Raw genomic sequence first — 17,755 nt, forward strand, 5'->3', positions numbered from 1 at the left:
CGGCTGCGGCCGAACCTTTTTCATTTAACCTCCATTACTTGGGGGCTTCGTTGTTGTACCATTATTATTTCCGTTGGCATTCCCATTTCCTTGTTCGCCATTGCCCGTTGGTTCTTCTGGAGTTTCAGATGGTGTAGTAGTACTAGGGGTTGTCTCTTCCGTACTGGAAGAGACTGGCTCTGAGGAGGAAGAACTTTCAGGAACACTGGAGGAACTGGTGGAGCTTTCGGTGGTCGTGGAAGAAGTGGTACTTGCTGTTGTTGTCGAAGTGCTAGAAGAAGTGGTGGTCGTGGAACTTGAACGAACAGGTTCTTTGGGCTGACTTCCCTTTAGATACAATTCGCCCCCAGAACGAACGAGATCTGCTGGCATTTCCCAATCGACGTTATCGACATTTTCTGCTAACTTAATCATCATGTTCTTATACACTTTAGCGGCTACAGAGTGGTAACTTGGCGAGATAGATTGTAAATAGTTATCGTAGCCCGTCCAAACAGCCATGACGTAGTGCGTGGTGTAACCTACAAAGCTAACATCTGGCGTGCCGTCTTTATCACCAATAATTTGATCGTAAACGGTATCGTCGTAATTAGAGGTCCCTGTTTTACCCGCTTGAATTAAACCGGGAATTTCAGCAGTCACCCCCGTACCGTCATTCACGACATCTTTTAAGATATCCGTCACCATATAAGCAGTGGTTTCCTTCATGGCTTGTGAGCTTTCCGGTTGATAAGATTCTTCAGTACCATCTTGGTAAACAATTTTATTTACGTAATAAGGTTTAGAGTACGTACCATTATTGGCAAAAGCGGCATATCCCCCCGCAAGTTCTTCGGTAGAAATGGGTGCTGAAATGGCGGAGCTACCTTCAATTTTATCGAGATTAATTCCTAAACCGGTTAAAAAGTCATTAGCTTTATCGACACCGACCTCCACTAAGGTTTTCACAGCGGGGATGTTCCGGCTATCGGTTAAAGCATAGCGTAAAGTGATGTTGCCTAAATATTGATGATCATAGTTGTTCACTTCAAGATCTGTTCCTGGATAAGTATAAGGTTCATCTTTAATAATTTTTCCGGTGGAGTAATCTAAATACTCAAAGGCTGGACCGTAATCAATTAAAGGTTTGATGGTAGAGCCGACATCACGGCCAGCAGTACCCGTGTTGGTGGCGCGGTTAATCCCAAACTGCACGTTGTCGTCAATCTTGCGACCACCAATTTGGGCGACGACAGCTCCCGTAGTTGGATCGATGATGGTGGAAGCTACTTGCATTTGATCGTCAGGAAATTCTACGTATTCATCGCTATTAACAATGTTGTAAAGATTGGTTTGTTGTGCAAGATCAATATTTAAGTAAATATCCATCCCTTCGTTAAACGCATCTTTACCGGTTTTTTCTTTGACTTCCGCAATAGCGCTAGTTAAGTAGTTGTCGACAATTTTACGATTTTCAGAGATGTCTTTTTGCGCAATTAGCCCAGCTTGCACATCGGTGGCTACCGCTTCATCGTATTGACTCTGACTAATTTTTTTATTATCCAGCATCGCTTGTAAGACGACGTTACGGCGCTTAGTGGCATTTTCTGGTTGGGTGTAAGGATCAAAAGTATTAGGTGCATTAGGAATCCCGGCTAAAAGAGCAGCTTGCGCGACACTTAAATCTTTTGCGTCAATACCGTAATAACTTTCGGCGGCAGTACCGATGCCGTAGACCCCGTTGGCCATATACACGCGATTAATATAAAGAGTCAGAATTTCTTCTTTGGATAATTCACGTTCCAATTTTAAAGCGAGCCAAGCTTCTTGTGCTTTGCGCCGCAAGGTTTGATCCGATTGCTTCGTGGAGAAAAAGGAAAGCTTAATCAACTGTTGGTCTAAAGTGGAACCGCCGGCGGTAATGCCCCCGGCTTTTAAATTTCCTAAAGCTGAACCGATAATCCGAATCGGATCCACGCCAAAGTGTTTGTAGAAACGTTTATCTTCTACAGAAACCACCGCATCGCTTAAAACTTGGGGCACTTCAGATGGTTTTAGTTGAATTTGTTCATCAGAGCCTAAGCTATAAATTAAATCGCCATTGGCGGCTAAAAAACGGGTAGTGGCGGGCTCAGAAAGTTTAGTTAAATCTAAAGCCGGCGCATCTTTGACATAATAGAAAAATAAACCAGCACCAGCAATGACCGCCGCGACACCGATGGCGACTAATGCTAAAAAGATACGCAAGAGAATACTTTTTCTTTTTTTGCCCTGCGAACTTTTCTTTTGACCTTGATGTTGACGGGTACGACTCGTACGTGAGTTTTCACTCATGGAATGGGTCCTCCTTTGTTAAGGTTTGCGCCACCGCTTGTAGGTAGGGAATGCGGGGAGCGATACCTGGGGTTAATTCAATACTTTTTTGCTCCAGTTCTTTTAAAGAAATGGAACTTTTCGCGGCTTTTTTTTGCCAATAGTCAATTAAGACGGCAGCTTCTAAAAAGAAACACCGATGCAAACTAGAAAAATAAAGTAAACTAAAACATAGTCCACCTTGGGTCAGGCATGCTGCGAAATGATCAATTTGGTGCTGATGAAAATTTTTCAAAGGAAAAGAAGTTTTATTTTTGGTTTCTTTTGCTTCAAAGTCCAAGTAGTGTCCTTGATAGACGCCATTGTAGTCGGTCGTCGAAGCTTGGCGAAAGTAGGCTTCACGAATTACCGCCGCACTGCGCTTGGGATAATCGACTTTAACAATTTGTAGCGGTGTCGGTTTTTTGTGGACGACCGCCAGTTGATGAGCTAAATAATATTCGTTGCTTTCATTAATCGCTTCTTCCAAGTTCATACCACGCTTACCGTAAGTAACGGGCTTTTTAGCCGTGCCTTGCTTTTTTTGCTTTTCTTTTGCAAAATGTAAGGTAGGGTCTGAACCACTAGGATAGGAAATGTTCAATGGGATCACGCTCCTTCGTTGATTATAGCAAAGATGTGCTTTTCAGGAAAGGTGAGAAGATGGCAGTTATCAGTACACTCTACGTTACCGGTTATCGTAACTTTGAACTAGGAATCTTTCAAGAGCAGGATGAAAAAATTACGCGAATTAAAAAAGTCTTAACACTTCGCTTACGTCAATACTTAGCAGAAGGTCTCAACTGGGTGCTGGTGAGTGGCAATCTAGGCGTCGAGATGTGGGTGGTGGATGTTTGTCAGGAATTAAAAGAAGAATATCCGCAACTCCAAGTGGGGCTGATTTATCCTTTTCAAGACTTTGGCAGTCAATGGAAAGAAAATAATCAATTAAAAAAGCAGCAAATGGAAAGTTTGGTGGACTATCAAAATGCTACCAGTCATCAAGCTTACCAAAATCCTAGTCAGCTGCGAGCCCACACCCAATTTTTACTGGAGCACAGCCAAGGGGCGTTACTCGTCTACGATGAAGAATTCCCAGGGAAAACCCGTTACTTTTATCAGACAGCCCGAGATTATGAAAAAAATTTCCCTTATCAAATAGAGACGATTTCTTTTGATGATTTACAAAATTATGAAGAATAGTCAATTGATAGTTTTTTTTTTCATGAAAATTTGCTACAATGTAACAGTATAATAGAATAGCGAAGGTGGGAAGAAAATGCCAGAAATTATTTTAGGGGCAAAAGAAATTTTGCAAAAAGAATTTAAAACCAAAATGCGCGGGTATGATCCTGAAGAGGTGGATGAATTCCTAGACCAAATCATCAAAGACTATGAAAGCTATAATAAAGAAATTACTTTGTTACAAGAAGAAAACCAACGTTTAGTAGCGAAAATGGATCAAATGTCACGGGCGCAACAAACGATGTCGCGGGTGCAACAAGATGCGCCAAAGACTAGTGCCGTCACTAACTTTGATATCTTAAAACGTTTGTCCAACTTGGAAAAAGAAGTCTTCGGTAAAAAGTTAGATCAAGAAGACGAAGAAGATTTAGAAAAAACGAAACAATTTTAATGAAATAATTTTTTTGTGATTATTAGGTAATTGCGGCAAATGTATATTTGCTGAGGAAAGTCCATGCTCGCACTGGCTGAAACGCCGGTAGTGTTCGTGCTTAGCGAAACCATAAGCTAAGGTACCTTTTAGGTAACGGCAGAAAAAAATCCTAAGGGCAACTATGGATGAGTATTCTTGAAAGTGCCACAGTGACGAAGCGTTTTTGGAAACGGAAACGGTGGAACGCGGTAAACCCCTCGAGCGAGCAACCCAAACAATGGTAGGGGCGTTTTTCGACCGGAAACAAACGGAAGAAGAGCCGAGAAATCGGAGATAGATGATTACCCAAGTGTTTTTTTGCCTGGAAAAAACATTGGACAAAACATGGCTTACAGATAATCACAAACAGGTTGACCTTCTTGCAATTTGCGGAAGGCTTTTTTTTTAAGAAGAGGAGAATTTATGACAAATTATCAATTACTGGCAACTTGTGGGGCCGGTTTAGAAGCTTTAGTAGGCAAAGAACTGCGGGACTTAGGCCTAGAGTGTCAGGTGGAAAATGGGCGGGCCCGTTTTGCTGGTGATGTTGAAACCATTGCCACCACCAACTTGTGGTTGCGGGTGGCGGACCGCGTTAAAATTGTGGTAGGCGAGTTTGAAGCGTTAACTTTCGACCAATTATTTGAAGGGGTCAAAGCGTTACCTTGGGAGGATTTTTTGCCGATGGATGCAACATTTCCCGTCGCCGGCAAATCTGTTCGTTCCAAACTTTTCTCAACGCCAGACGTCCAAGCGATTACTAAAAAAGCTGTCGTTGAACGTTTGAAAAAAGTGTATCATCGTCCCAGTAGTGTACCGTTACCGGAAACCGGGGCTTTCTTCCAATTAGAAGTTAGCATCTTAAAAGACCAAGTGTTGTTAACTATCGATACAACCGGTCCAAGTTTATTCAAACGGGGCTACCGGCTAGAAAAAGGGGGCGCACCCTTAAAAGAAAACTTAGCGGCAGCTTTAGTGATGCTGACAAATTGGCGCAAAGAGATGCCTTTTTATGATCCCGTGTGTGGGAGTGGCACTTTATGTATTGAAGCAGCCATGATTGGGGCCAATATCGCACCGGGCTTTAATCGCGAGTTTCAGTGTGAAGCGTGGCCTTGGGTGGATTCGAAAATTTTTGAAGCCGTACGGGCGGCAGCTGACGAAGCGGCGGACTATGATGTAAAACTAGACATTGCCGGTAGTGATATCGACGGGAAAATGATTGCGATTGCCAAAGCAAACGCTGCAGAGGCCGGTTTTGGTGACCTGATTCAATTTAAACAATTAGCTGTGAAAGATTTTACCACCGAAAAAGAATACGGTGTGATGGTGGCTAATCCACCTTATGGCGAACGTTTAGGCGATCCTGAAGCCGTACACACCTTATATCGTCAAATGGGGAGTGTCTTTAAACCATTAAAGACCTGGAGTAAATATATTTTAACTAGCGATTTAGATTTTGAAAATTATTATGGGGCCAAAGCTACCAAAAAACGTAAACTGTATAACGGTGCATTACGAACGGACTACTTCCAATACTGGGGTCAACGTAAGCCGCGACCAGTGAAGGAGGAACAAGATGCAAGAAACTGATTTTTTAGCCTTTATTAAGGAGTTAGATTTATTAAATCGCAGTATCGCTTTACTAGATTGGGACGAACAAACAGGGATGCCGTCAAAAGCCAGCGACTACCGCAGTGAAATGACCAGCTACTTAGCAAGTCTCGCTTTCGATAAAAAAGTCGGTCCCGAGATGGAAGCATACTTAAGTTATTTTGAAAGTCACCAAGAAGAATTATCGGAAGTTGGGCAAGCCGTCTATTGTGAGGCTAAGCGCGATTTTGATTTGAATCAACGCATTCCTAAAAAAGCTTACGGTGCTTTTCAAAAAGGGAGTTCTAAAGCTTATGCCGCTTGGCAGGAAGCACGCCAGGCTAATGATTTTTCTTTGTTTGCACCAGCCTTAGCAGAAATCGTGACCTTTTTAAAACAATTTATTCCTTTATGGCAAAAAGACGAAGCAACACCTTACGATGTCTTGTTGAACCAATATGAACCCGGCATGACCACCGAAATTTTAGACAAAGTTTTTGCGGAAGTTTTAGCCGGCATCAATGAAATTCGCCAAACGTTACAAGCAAAAGGCCAAGCACCAGAGACGAGCTTTTTACAACGGACGGTGCCTTTAGACCAACAACGACGCTTTGTGGAAGAAGTAGCGCAGCGTTTAGGCTATGATTTTTCTCGGGGGCGCTTAGACGATACGATTCATCCTTTTATGACAGGCATCAACCGCAACGATGCTCGCATTACCACTCGTTGGCATGAAAATGATTTTATGTTTGCCACTTTTGGCGTGATTCATGAAGCCGGTCACGGCATTTACGAACAAAATGTCGATGCCAAATATGACTACACGAATCTTTCCGGCGGAACCTCCATGGGAATTCACGAGTCGCAATCTTTATTTAACGAAATCATCATTGGTTCTTCTAAAAACTTTTGGCAAAAACAATATCCCTTGTTCCAAGAAATTACGGGAGCTACTTTTGCTGATATTTCCTTTGAAGACTTCTACCGCTCTTTAAAGAAAACGCAAGCTTCCTTAATTCGCATTGAAGCAGATCCTTTAACCTATCCGATTCATATTATTATTCGTTACGAAATTGAAAAAGCTTTATTTAATGGGGAATTAACCGTCTCTGAGTTGCCACAAGTTTGGCGGGAAAAATATCAAGAGTATTTAGGCGTCACGCCCCCAGATGACTTAAGCGGTGTCTTACAAGATGTCCATTGGGCTGGCGCGAGCTTTGGCTACTTCCCATCCTATGCTTTAGGTTATATGTATGCAGCGCAACTTTATTACGCCATGAATCAAGACCAAGATGTGGAAGCCATTTTAGCAACAGATGACTATACGCCAATTCGGCAGTGGAATACCGAAAAAATTCACCAATACGGCGCTAGCAAAACACCAAGTTGGTTAATCAAAGAAGCAACGGGAGAAGAATTAAATCCTAAGTACCTGTTAGACTACTTACGGAAAATCTATTTTGTTGTTTACCAAGTCAAAGAATAATAGTTAAAAAGTGCGGCTCTGTTAGGAGTCGTACTTTTTATTTTGTGTTGCCATTTTTCTGGTGGAAACGCTATATTCTCTAGATGTTTTGTGCTATCATTAAACAAATAAAAAAGTTTGAGGGATGTTTATGCTAGGAGAATTTTGGGAAGTTTTAGGGATTGCCCCGTCCACCAATCAAGAGTTCATTACCCGTGTCTATCGCCAAAAGCGGCAAGTGGTGGCCGCGTCGATTGATGCGCCTCATACCGTGCGCCAAGTGGATGTCGCTTATGAAGCAGCGCTTCATTATGCAAAAAAATATGGGAAACCAAAGAAAAATTCAGTTAAACGTAATGCCGTGAAAAAAAATCACTCGGCATCATTAGACGCACGTAATAAAAATGTTGCACCAACCACAAATCGTCCGTCACAAAGTCCAACACGACGTCGTAATGCTCAAGGTCAGCAGCGACTTGCTCCCATTCCCCAGACGGTGGGGAATCATACGATTGGTCATGAGACGACAACCACCAAAAAACGTAACGCTAGTAAGAGCCAGTTATCAGGAGAAAAAAGGCGACCACAAACGCCATATGGTGAAGCACCTGGAACTTTTCAACAGACGAAGGACAATATTAGCAGCACTAAAAAAGGCGCTGGCACACGGAAAACCACAACGCGAAAAAAATCGACTGGTGCTTGGTTACTTGTTCTAACGATTGCGATGATTGTCAAAAGCTGGCCGGCCATAAGTAATTTTATTACTGAACAAGTGGCAGATATTTCTTGGGGTGAGGAAGCTGTTAATCTTTTTGACAACGGTCAAGCCCAGGAGGAAGATCCTGACCACAGCGCTTGGAAAGAGCAAGACGATTTAACAGCGAGGTTTATTTATTATTTTTATTTAGAGCCGCAGGATGCGGATAAAGAACAATTTATGACCGAAAACTGCAGCGCAGCCGTAGAAAATAGTGTGGGGGAGATCGCTGCACCGGTAACTTTTAATGCAGAAGAAAGAGACGCTTTAACGTCACAATTGATTACTACGGCTAACGGTAGAACCATTGAAGCGTGGTGGACAGCTGACACAACCAGCGAACCGTTTATTATTTTCGTACTAGAAGATAACAAAATTGCGGGCGTCTTTGCGCCAGATTGGTTAGACACGGATGGAGCAACGTTTGCTAAGTTGGCAGCTGAATTTGATTAAATAAAAAAATGTCGCTACTCCAACGAGTAACGACATTTTTTATTGGCAGACTTATTCAGCGACAGTTACGTCACCAGAAACAGTTGCACCGTTTTCTTCTAATTTAGCTGAGTCTTGATATTCAGCTTTTTCGAAAGTAACGTTGCCTTCAACTTTAGCGCCATCTAAGACAAAGCCATTTGCTTTGACTACGATGTTCCCTTTAACTGTGCCGTGAACGATGTTGAAGTTTTCAGATTCAACTGTTAAAGTTGGTACAGTCATTGTATATTCAGCCGTAACGTTACGGTTGTCGTCTTGAGCGTATAAAGCAAGTTTGCGGTAAATATCTTCTTTTTCGTCGCCTTTATTGTGGAATTCACCTGACACTGTCACGTCACTATCAAAAGTTACGTCAGCAGTTGCGGCGATAATCCAGTTACCGTCAGCAGATAAAGCTTTGGCTAAAACATCAGAGTCGTCACTAACAGAAGCAGTTGAAGTTACTTCGGCTTCAGAAGAGGCTGCCGTGCTTTCAGAAGTGGCTGCTTCAGAAGATGCTGAAGATGAATCACTTGTCTTGTCAGAGCTACATGCTGCTAATAATCCACCAGCTACCAATAAGGTGGCTAATAAAGATACTACTTTTTTGCTTTTCATGATATGTTCCCCTTTTATGAAATATTGAACAAACTGTTCGTACATTATAATAAGGCAGTTTGGGCATTTGGTCAATTAAAAAGTCAGCGCTTCGTGAAAAACGCCGACTTAAGTAAGGGGACATAGTGATGTAATAAAAGAAGAAGATTTTACACGGGACAGCGGATGTTTTATAACGGTTGCCCAACTTCTTTATGGACTTAATTCTATCATAAAATAAAAGGCTTTCAAGTATTATTTAAAAAAGATTGCAAGAAAAAATTTCCTGCAATCTTTTTTAAATTATTTTCGTTTGTTACCAATGGAAAAGACCGCAATACAACCAATACCTGTGTGACTGGCAATGGTAGCACCTAAAGGATAGATAATGATATCTTGCACTTTAATTTGGTCCATGATTTTTTTCTTCACGATTTCTGCATTGTGTAAATCATCAGAGTGGGCGATAAAAAGAACTTGCTCTTCAGGATTTTCAATATTATCTACGGTATCTTTAGCAAGCTGATCCAAGGCTTTATTCGTACCGCGTACTTTCCCGACATTTTGTAGCTTACCGGAAGCGTCCATAATAATCATGGGCTTAATGTTCATTAAGCTGCCTAGAACAGCTGCCGTTTTAGAAATACGGCCACCACGTTTTAAGTGATCTAAGTCATCCACCTTAACAAATGAATGAACGCGTAAAGCATTTTCTTCACACCAGGCTAAGACTTCAGCACGGCTTTTGCCAGCTTTTTGTAGAGCGTTAGCATAATGGACCATCAACCCTTCCCCTAAAGAAGCATTCAAGGTATCAAAGACGATGATGTCGGCACTAGGGTAATCTTCTTTAATTAAGGCCACCGCTTGAAGTGCGCTTTGATAAGAGCCGGATAAGCCAGAAGAAAAACATAAGTATAATAGCGGGATTCCCTTTTCTACAAAAGGAGTAAAAAATTCTTGATAGCGTCCGACGTTAATCTGGGAAGTAGTGGGCATGCCACCTTGGTGTAATTGTTCTACCATCCACTCCGGTTTAAAGGTTTCTCCTAAGTCATCGAAATATTCTTTGCCGTCAAGCATGACAGACATGGAGATGAAAGGAATATTTTGTTCCTTTAACCAAGTGTAGGGCAAGTCACAACAAGAGTCCGTAACGAGTTGATAGGTCATAGGTGACCTCCTTTGATAAATGTTTTTTATCCTCCTTATATTGTAAAGAACCGCCTAAAACTTTGCAAGCATTGCAGCGGAATAAATTCATAGGAAAAGGAAAAACTTTTTCGTTATTTTTTTGGCAGCTCTTCCAAAAGCGAAATGAACTCTTCTACCATAACGTGGTAGCTATCGTCGGCAGGACTCAAGTTATTTTGGAAGTAACCTAAAAAGCGCATCGAGATGTAACCGTGGAGCATACTGCGCAACATGCGGCTCTTGTTTAAAATGCTAACTTCATCCAATGGATAGTACGCCATAATTTTTTGCAAAATCCGATTTAATTCCATATTTTTTTCAATCAAGACCTCGGAATGGCTGTGGGGGATATTAATTAAAAGTTCGTAGACGCTCGCATTTTCAAAAGCGAAATCGTGATACAGTTGACAATAAGTCCGCAACGCATCGGGCCCACTTTTACCAACTAAACCACTAAGCAAGCGTTCCTTTAATTGGTCAATCAACTCTTTAGTCAAAATAAATTTTACTTCCCCCATATTTTTAAAATGATTGTACAAGGAAGGATATTTAATATTTAAACTAGCAGCAAGTTTGGGAAAAGTTATTTGACTCATGCCAATCTCTTTGGCTAAGTCACGGGTTGCTTGTAAAATTTTTGCTTGGGATAAATTCCTGCGCTGGGTCATAACACACCTCGATGAGAAAAATTTCATTGTTGTTTCAAGCATTTTCAATACTTAAACTACAAAAAATAGGTTATAACAACACGAATATTGTTAACCCTATTTTTGCACAAAATTTAGGTATGTCAACCACTGAGCGAGCATTTCCGGAAAATAATAGTTTATAATAAACTTTTTTTGGTGATAGTTTCGGTGATAGGTTTCGCTAAAATGGATTTTGCTTTCATTCGCCTTTACTCAATTCCCCTAGATATTCCTCCACTAAATTCATGGACCGTTCTCTAACTTCCGGAGTAATATGGGCGTAAATTTGAGTGGTAGAAATTTCTTTGTGTCCCAAAAGGTCTTTAATGTCTTCCAAAGGTACACCTGCTTGTCTGGCGCGTACAGCAAAAGTGTGTCTAAATTGATGGACGGTTAATCTAGGAAGCCCAGCTTTATCCGCGATACGATTAAATGCTGCGTTAACGCTTGAACCTTTTGGCGGCATGCCTTTTCCTTTTCCGATGGTGTTAATAAAAATAAAATGCTCTCCATCAATTGTTGCTGGCAATTCTCGAAAAGTGCTTAGCATATAATTCCGATAGCTTAGCAGTCCTTGTTTCGTCCTTTGGGTAATGGGAAGGGGGCGCACTCCGCTAGACGTCTTGGGGTCGTCTGTTATAAATTCCTCACCTTTTTCAGCGGCTAGCAGCCTTTCCCTAGCAATACTAATATAGCTTTTAGAAAAGTCTACATCCGACCACTGGGCGCCTAAAACCTCACCTTTGCGTAGTCCGGAATCTAATATCAATAAGGCAATGGGGTACCATATTGCATTTTTTTCTTTTTTAGCTTGATCTAAAAATTTTTGTGACTGTTCATAAGTATAATATTTTACCGACTTATCCAAGCTTTGCCGTGGAAATTCAACGTGTGTAGCAGGATTAATAGTCATGTATCCCGATTTAATTCCCCAGTTAAATGCGGTGCTCATTACAGTGTTTAATACCTTTGCTGTGGATATTTTTAAGCCTTCGCCACTACGACCGACTGTTTTATCGTTAAGCAAATCATCAATAAACTTCTGGTGAGCTTCTACGCCGTATTTTCCGATTTGGTAGTTAGCGAGGCGAGGTTTGATGTAGCTCCGCATAAACCCGTTGTAAGAGATGATAGTTCCTTCCTTAACCGATTTTTTGCTAGCAAGCCACGCGTCCATAAAATCGGAAATACGTGTCCGGCTTAAATTCTTTTTAGAATACTGTCCGGCTGCTATTTGCCCCTCGATAATCTTAGCAGCTTTTTCGGCTTCCTTAATCGTGTCAAAGCCACGTTTGTGGATTTTGATTTGTTTTCCCGTGCCAGGATTGATGCCATTTGAAATAAAGTATTCATACTTAGTTTTTCCGTTGCTTAATGTATATGGTTTAATCGACGCCATAATTTTTCTCCTTCTTACTTTAGATTGCTAAATCAGATTTACAGGCAGTATTCGAGTGATTAGTCGCGTTATTTCAAACGAATATCTTATTTTTTTGCTTAAAATAGGAACATATGTTCTTTTTAGTGGTAAAAAGAAAAGCCCGGAGGCTAATCTTTATGATAGATTTTCTGGTCAATTGATGATAACATAAAGTAAAACAAGGGACTTAGCCACTATCTACGCATAGGTACGGAGGCTAAGTTCTATTTTTTTATTTCCCCGTATTTCAAAATATCCCACATTGAAAATAATTTTCTATATGCTGATTTAAGATTGCCATCTTTTTTGTTTCTCTTTTTGTAAAGAGAAACAAAATTTGGCAATGCTATTTCTTTTACATATTTATTAAATTCTTCAAAGCTCAAATTTGGAGAATTGTAAGTGATTAAATCAATTTTTTTATTTAGCTGTAAATCCATTGCAAGGATGTCTTCTAGAGAGGCATAAGTTTTTTGATGGGATAAATTAATGGTACTTTTAATTCCGCTTATTTGTGCTTGATTTCTATTATTTATTTTATCGTTTATTCTATCTATTTCCCAAGGCTCAAGAGACGAATTATTAATATCTAAATTTTTATAATGGTATATAAAAGGATTTTTTGTTGCCGCTCCTTGGTTTGCAACAAATCTTAATGCGTTATCAGATAATATTTCATGTTTTTCAAGAACGTAATCTTCCATATAATTTGTGACTGTTGGATTTACAAAAATGTATTTTGAGTCCCCGATGGCAAGTACTATCGGCTTCCCTTGATCTATTTGTTCAGCGATATTTTCCAATTCCACGGGGGAAACTAGTACAGAATCAAGAGCTCCTTTTTGCCCCGAAGCCATCACTAATTTTTTTATTACACCATTGAATTTTCTAACTTCATAAGGACTCAACCCTTCATCGATTTTAGACAGTTTAGAAAATATTTCCTTATAGTTGTCAGTCTTGATGTGAGTGTAACTTATATTACTTTCACGATCTAAAATATTTTTTTCATCAATATTCGTATTTCCCTCTTCGTATTCGACAACGACAATTCGATTAGCTGTTTTCCTTAAATCCTCTATTGGAATTTGAGAAGAAAAGTCAGTTAATAATTTAACGACATTTCTATCTGTTAAGGAATACCCTAAGAAAATAATAGGAGAATGAATCATATTGCTTAACAATTTTGCGCTAATAAGGATAGAGTTTTTATCGTAAGAAGAATAGTCGTCCTCATCTATAACGATAGAAGATGGTTCGAGTACACTACCATGAATTTTATAAAGTTCTCCCCAATCTTCGTATGGATCAAAGAAACCTTTTTGGCCGATAAAAACTTTCGCCGGATTGTTACGTTCGCTCAAGATATCCTCTATAAACGTATCGTAATTAGTTGTTACTATTATTTTTGCATTCACTAGGACATCGCAAAAAAGTTCATACTCTTCCATATCAATATTTTCTTTTAATTTAACTGATTGAAACTTCAAAGATAGAGCATATTTAAAAGGGTCAATAGATTTAAGGAAAACGTCTTCGGAGTTTAGATTTGGAATAGTAACTTCTTTTTTTCTAAATGCCTGATTAAATTTATCGTGGATGTTTTTTGCGACTTTTATATTCACCTGAAAGTTCTTTTCGTTCTCCGTTAAGTGCTGAGGTAGTTTTTCCTTTATTTCTGATAAGTAGCTATAAAAGTCATCTTGTGTTAATTCTACCCAAAATTGTTGTAACAAATCTAGCCAAGAGGGACAATTATTTAAATAACGTTTAGACATCCCTGAACCTATAAAAACAATAGGATACGTATTACGCTTCACTAATTCATCAAAAAAAGACATTCAAACACCTCATTTCTTTTCTTTTATCGCATTTACATCCCCAGCAGTTCCTTCTTCTTCGCGTCGAACTCATCTTGCGTGATAATACCATCATCAAGAAGGGCTTTAAACTTGCGAAGTTCATCGGCAGAAGAGAGAACTTGGACGGGCGGGGCGCTTTGTTCAATCGTTTGATTAGGAACCGCGTTGGGAATGATAGTATCCATTTTGTCGGTAAGCCGAATGATGTTAGACCACGCAGCACGAGCTGCCATAGAATCTGATTTAATAACCTTAGAAACAAATGCTAGCGGATAGTAAGTTCCTGAGTTTAAAGTTACTTTCACTACTAAAGACGTGGTCAGAGCAGGGCCTTGCTGTCCTTTACCTATAACGGCTCCTGTTATCATACCGGCGGGGCCGGCTATAACTCCACCGATAATAGCTTTCCCAAGTCCGCTTTTAGTTTTAACTTCGTTATTTTCAATTAGCTCGTAAGAATGCAATTCTTCATATTTCCCTTTATATTCAGGAGTGGTCAGGTTGGGTTTTATAGAAAACATTTTATTTGTATCGTCAAATGACATAAACATGAAGTCTGTTCCTATTTTTTCAGTGGGATTAAACACATCAAGGCCTTTATCATGATATAATTCCCGTATTTTCGCCATTGACATGGTTTTCAATTTGTTTTGCCCATCTTTCCAAATACCTGCTAAATCTACGGCACAATCGTGACAGATAAAGTCACCATTATCTAGTTTAAATTTAAAACGTGTTATCCCCAGTGTGTTATTGCACAAGGGGCAAGTTTCTTTTTTTCCAAATAATCCCATGAGAGAACCTCCAATCGCGTGGTAACTTTTATAATCCGAGTAGCTCTTTTTTCTTTGCTTCAAATTCTTTTTCCGTAATAACTCCTTCGTCAAAAAGAGACTTGAAGCTGCGGAGTTCTTCCGTCACAGAAATGGGAGGAATAACATTTCCGCCTTGGCGCTTAGCTTGACGAAACTTATCCATTACATAATCATAAAAAGCTTCAGCAGCTTCCGTTTTTTCTTTTTTCATCGCTCTGAGGACGACCGAATTAGGGTCTTTTAATGCGTCCAAGCTGGTTCCGCCCATAAAATTAGTTTGTTGGTCTGTCGCTAGCTCAGGACTGGTAACAAATTGAATATAACCATTAGCCCATTTTGTGGGTTTTTTGAATTCGATTGAAACAATATCTCTAAAATAAATTTTCTTGTCACCTTTGAAACCTTGTGCAGCCCAACCGCCTAGAGATTTCCGGGAAATAGTAATAGTCTCGTCATCCACAATGACAGTTCCGTTAGTACCTTTTAATTCCATGATAAACCCTCCTTAATACATAGCAATAATTTCTTTCACTCTATTCTCGAATGCAAGGTCTAAATGGTTGCATTCTAAAAATTTGATACAGTTCAAATCTTTTGTTTCCAATTCTGAATTGCTGAGGTATTTCTTTAGTAGCATTCGTAGCATTAAATCATCTGCTTCACGTTCCATTTTCGCTCTTGCATTGTAAGTAGCCCGGTAGAGTTCTAAATTTCCATTGTGCTTGGCAGCATGGCTAAGCTCATGGAGTAGGGCTTTTTTTTGCTCAAGCTCAGATAATTTCGTATCTAAAACAATCAATTTAGCTTCAGGGATGTAATAGCCTTCGTTATCCAAGTCCATGCTAAACCTAATCTGTACGCCTAGTTGTTTAATTAAATCTTTAATTTCATTATCATACATAGGCGATTCCTACTCATTACTTTTATTTTCTTTTAAATAGGCTTCAATAATGCTAGCTAAAACTTTTCTATCATTATCAGTTACAGGTTTACCCTCATAAGACATCACAGATTTAAGAGCTTGCTCAACGGTAAGCTCTTTTTGTTCTCTCGATTCGGCACTAACTTCATATCCCGCTAATTTCATCAAGTAGTTGTAATCAGCATTGTAAACTTTCGCCAACGTTTTTAACGTCTCAGGGCTGGGTTTAATCTCGTTGCCTCTGCGGCTGACGCCTTTCTCTAAATCCGAGATATAGGAGTGGCTTAAGCTTCCGTTAGATCTATCTGCGACGGACCGCAAGGATTCTGTTCCTCGAAGACCTCTTAAATAATCGCCTAATGAAATTTTGTTCGACATGTTCGTCACCTCTAACAAGATTGTATGATATATACTACAAAATTAAAATGAAAAATATGTAATAAATGGTTGACATGATGTAATACATGGATTACAATAATTCTTGTAAGATATGACTTACAAGTCGGAAAGGAGACATTATGAAAAACAAAATTCGCGAAATGAGAATTTCCAAGGGGATTAGTCAAAAAAAGCTCGCCGAGACCGTGGGTATATCTCGCCCATACCTTGCTGAGATAGAAAAAGGTTCAAGTGCACCAGGTACGCCAATCGCTTTAGCCTTAGCAAGCGCATTAGATTCAACGGTAGAAATTATTTTTTCGCTCAATTTGTCGTACGAATACGACAAAACGTGATAGAAAGGAGGCGGTGAAATGAACCGAAAAGAAAAAATCAGCATCATCTTGGACGCGCGTCCGAGATTAATCCACATCATCCAATGCGCTAGCGATGAACAGCTTGACCGTTTGGTCGAAGAAGTTCAAAAGGATTTGGAACACGAACTGATGGAAGCTTCATTTGCTTAAAGTTTACCAATACTACTTATTGATTGGTATCACCACAAATAAGAACGAAAGAGAGGGAAAGACATGCAGACACAATCGAAAGTTTTGAAGCGTCCTTTGTTGAATTGGCTCGCTAAAAGTAAGACGACCAAGCGAAGCCTAGCCGATGATTTAAAAGTTTCCAGACAATCTCCTAGTGACTGGACCGCTGACAAACCTAAACCAGTCACACCAGAAAATGCCGTTAGAATTTCCGATATTGCCAACGACACGGATTTAACAATGCAAATCATCTGGAAGTTTTTCGGGATATTTAGACCGCTAGACGGTGATATGTACCGACAAGACTTGTCTTCAACCGACAGCCTTCGGGAACTTGAGGAAAACGAGAGGGACGAAGCAAAACAACTAGCACAGCGAGTTTTGCTAAAGCAAGTCCACAAATTAAAAAAAGCCGATTACGACTTACTGCTCAAATTTTCCAAGGAACAAGCTGAAGCGGTTTTCGCAAATATTCAATATCTCAATGCTTTGTGTGAGGTGCAGAATTTATCCATCATGGATTTATTCGAGTATTTTATGCCGATGTGGCAAGAAGCAGGGTATTTCGGAGGTGACAACTAATGCCGTTAAAAAAATCGAAGATGGCGCCAATTGTACCATTACCATCAAGGACAGCTAAAAAGCATGAATCTAAGTGGATTACTCAGACGGAAGTCGCCAAGCGGCTAGGTGTATCAAATAGTTGGGTGAGTACCCACACAAGTCAACCAATTGACCCAATCCCGCACCGCCGATTGCTAGGTAAGCTGCAATACGACTTCGAAAAAGTCGAAGAATGGGTAAACAAAAATAGCGAGTATACGGGAATGGAGGCCTAAACGTGAAATCAATTAGACGACAATTTTTTATTTATCTCGTGGCTTTGGTAGCCGTGAGCGGGGGATTTATTTTAAGTCAATACGGACTAATCGCCATCGTGCTAATCTTTGCACCAATCGCATTGCTACTGCTCATGGGCTGGGACGAGAACCGCTACAAAAGAGCAGAAAAAAAGACTAGCGTCCGCCAACGCTAGCCAGTTAGAAACAT

At 40.1% G+C, this 17,755-nt stretch carries 21 protein-coding genes and 1 other RNA gene; 11 read left to right on the plus strand and 11 right to left on the minus strand.

Translation table 11 applies throughout. The features are described 5' to 3' along the window. Nucleotides 1–24: 24 nt before the first annotated feature. Nucleotides 25–2,313, minus strand: a complete 2,289-nt coding sequence (locus FFM57_RS00205) for a transglycosylase domain-containing protein (protein ID WP_137598508.1) — start codon at nt 2,311–2,313, stop codon at nt 25–27. Then, nucleotides 2,306–2,935 (minus strand): Holliday junction resolvase RecU, encoded by a 630-nt coding sequence (gene recU / locus FFM57_RS00210; RefSeq protein ID WP_137598509.1) that lies wholly within the window; start codon nt 2,933–2,935, stop codon nt 2,306–2,308. The genes FFM57_RS00205 and recU overlap by 8 nt, the downstream gene beginning before the upstream one ends. Before the next feature lie 59 nt (nt 2,936–2,994). Here recU and FFM57_RS00215 point away from each other — a divergent pair, with 59 nt between their 5' ends. From FFM57_RS00215 to FFM57_RS00240, 6 genes are all read left to right on the plus strand, one after another. Beyond that, a complete protein-coding gene (locus FFM57_RS00215; RefSeq protein WP_137598510.1) occupies nt 2,995–3,534 on the plus strand; it encodes an SLOG family protein in 540 nt (179 codons plus the stop codon). 76 nt (nt 3,535–3,610) lie between these two features. Continuing rightward, a complete protein-coding gene (gene gpsB, locus FFM57_RS00220; RefSeq protein ID WP_137598511.1) occupies nt 3,611–3,967 on the plus strand; it encodes a cell division regulator GpsB in 357 nt (118 codons plus the stop codon). 18 nt (nt 3,968–3,985) lie between these two features. Next, nucleotides 3,986–4,346, plus strand: an RNA gene (rnpB, locus tag FFM57_RS00225) — RNase P RNA component class B. A 65-nt stretch (nt 4,347–4,411) separates the two neighbouring features. Further along, nucleotides 4,412–5,581, plus strand: a complete 1,170-nt coding sequence (locus tag FFM57_RS00230; protein WP_137598512.1) for a THUMP domain-containing class I SAM-dependent RNA methyltransferase — start codon at nt 4,412–4,414, stop codon at nt 5,579–5,581. Next, nucleotides 5,568–7,067 carry a carboxypeptidase M32 gene (locus tag FFM57_RS00235; RefSeq protein ID WP_137598513.1) on the plus strand — a complete coding sequence of 500 codons (1,500 nt, stop codon included), beginning with the start codon at nt 5,568–5,570 and terminating at the stop codon, nt 7,065–7,067. The genes FFM57_RS00230 and FFM57_RS00235 overlap by 14 nt, the downstream gene beginning before the upstream one ends. 130 nt (nt 7,068–7,197) lie before the next feature. Further along, on the plus strand, nt 7,198–8,259 hold the full coding sequence (locus tag FFM57_RS00240) for a hypothetical protein (RefSeq protein ID WP_137598514.1): 1,062 nt from the start codon (nt 7,198–7,200) through the stop codon (nt 8,257–8,259). Nucleotides 8,260–8,310: 51 nt separating this feature from the next. Here the strand turns inward: FFM57_RS00240 and FFM57_RS00245 are convergent, their stop codons facing one another. The 9 genes from FFM57_RS00245 to FFM57_RS00285 form a co-directional block, all read right to left on the minus strand. Further along, nucleotides 8,311–8,898 (minus strand): bactofilin family protein, encoded by a 588-nt coding sequence (locus FFM57_RS00245; RefSeq protein WP_137598515.1) that lies wholly within the window; start codon nt 8,896–8,898, stop codon nt 8,311–8,313. A gap of 282 nt (nt 8,899–9,180) precedes the next feature. After that, nucleotides 9,181–10,050: a DegV family protein gene (locus FFM57_RS00250; protein WP_137598516.1), complete on the minus strand. Its 870-nt coding sequence runs from the start codon at nt 10,048–10,050 to the stop codon at nt 9,181–9,183. Nucleotides 10,051–10,163: 113 nt separating this feature from the next. Then, nucleotides 10,164–10,739: a TetR/AcrR family transcriptional regulator gene (locus FFM57_RS00255; RefSeq protein WP_137598517.1), complete on the minus strand. Its 576-nt coding sequence runs from the start codon at nt 10,737–10,739 to the stop codon at nt 10,164–10,166. 220 nt (nt 10,740–10,959) lie between these two features. After that, nucleotides 10,960–12,159, minus strand: a complete 1,200-nt coding sequence (locus tag FFM57_RS00260) for a site-specific integrase (protein ID WP_137598518.1) — start codon at nt 12,157–12,159, stop codon at nt 10,960–10,962. 245 nt (nt 12,160–12,404) lie between these two features. Then, nucleotides 12,405–14,021, minus strand: coding sequence for an SIR2 family protein (locus tag FFM57_RS00265; protein WP_137598519.1), 1,617 nt, complete (start codon nt 14,019–14,021; stop codon nt 12,405–12,407). A gap of 32 nt (nt 14,022–14,053) precedes the next feature. Beyond that, a complete protein-coding gene (locus tag FFM57_RS00270; RefSeq protein ID WP_137598681.1) occupies nt 14,054–14,836 on the minus strand; it encodes an SHOCT domain-containing protein in 783 nt (260 codons plus the stop codon). A 28-nt stretch (nt 14,837–14,864) separates the two neighbouring features. Further along, nucleotides 14,865–15,350, minus strand: a complete 486-nt coding sequence (locus FFM57_RS00275; RefSeq protein WP_137598682.1) for a DUF4429 domain-containing protein — start codon at nt 15,348–15,350, stop codon at nt 14,865–14,867. 12 nt (nt 15,351–15,362) lie between these two features. Then, entirely contained in the window at nt 15,363–15,758 is a 396-nt protein-coding gene (locus FFM57_RS00280; protein ID WP_137598520.1) for an ImmA/IrrE family metallo-endopeptidase, read from the minus strand. Between the two features lie 9 nt (nt 15,759–15,767). Next, nucleotides 15,768–16,157: a helix-turn-helix domain-containing protein gene (locus FFM57_RS00285; protein ID WP_137598521.1), complete on the minus strand. Its 390-nt coding sequence runs from the start codon at nt 16,155–16,157 to the stop codon at nt 15,768–15,770. A gap of 140 nt (nt 16,158–16,297) precedes the next feature. On the opposite strand from FFM57_RS00285, the gene FFM57_RS00290 reads away from it, so the two are divergent. From FFM57_RS00290 to FFM57_RS00305, 5 genes are all read left to right on the plus strand, one after another. After that, nucleotides 16,298–16,513: a helix-turn-helix transcriptional regulator gene (locus FFM57_RS00290; RefSeq protein ID WP_137598522.1), complete on the plus strand. Its 216-nt coding sequence runs from the start codon at nt 16,298–16,300 to the stop codon at nt 16,511–16,513. An 18-nt stretch (nt 16,514–16,531) separates the two neighbouring features. Then, entirely contained in the window at nt 16,532–16,684 is a 153-nt protein-coding gene (locus tag FFM57_RS09780; RefSeq protein ID WP_170999824.1) for a hypothetical protein, read from the plus strand. Between the two features lie 63 nt (nt 16,685–16,747). Next, entirely contained in the window at nt 16,748–17,287 is a 540-nt protein-coding gene (locus FFM57_RS00295) for a hypothetical protein (protein WP_137598523.1), read from the plus strand. Between the two features lie 20 nt (nt 17,288–17,307). Further along, complete coding sequence (locus FFM57_RS00300; protein WP_137598524.1) at nt 17,308–17,544, plus strand: SPRY domain-containing protein; 237 nt, start codon at nt 17,308–17,310, stop codon at nt 17,542–17,544. Between the two features lie 2 nt (nt 17,545–17,546). Then, the gene (locus FFM57_RS00305) at nt 17,547–17,741 is read left to right on the plus strand and encodes a hypothetical protein (RefSeq protein WP_137598525.1); all 195 of its coding nucleotides are present in this window, start codon (nt 17,547–17,549) and stop codon (nt 17,739–17,741) included. Nucleotides 17,742–17,755: the final 14 nt, after the last annotated feature.

The organism is Enterococcus nangangensis, assembly GCF_005405245.1.
GTDB classification, from domain to species: domain Bacteria; phylum Bacillota; class Bacilli; order Lactobacillales; family Enterococcaceae; genus Enterococcus_J; species Enterococcus_J nangangensis.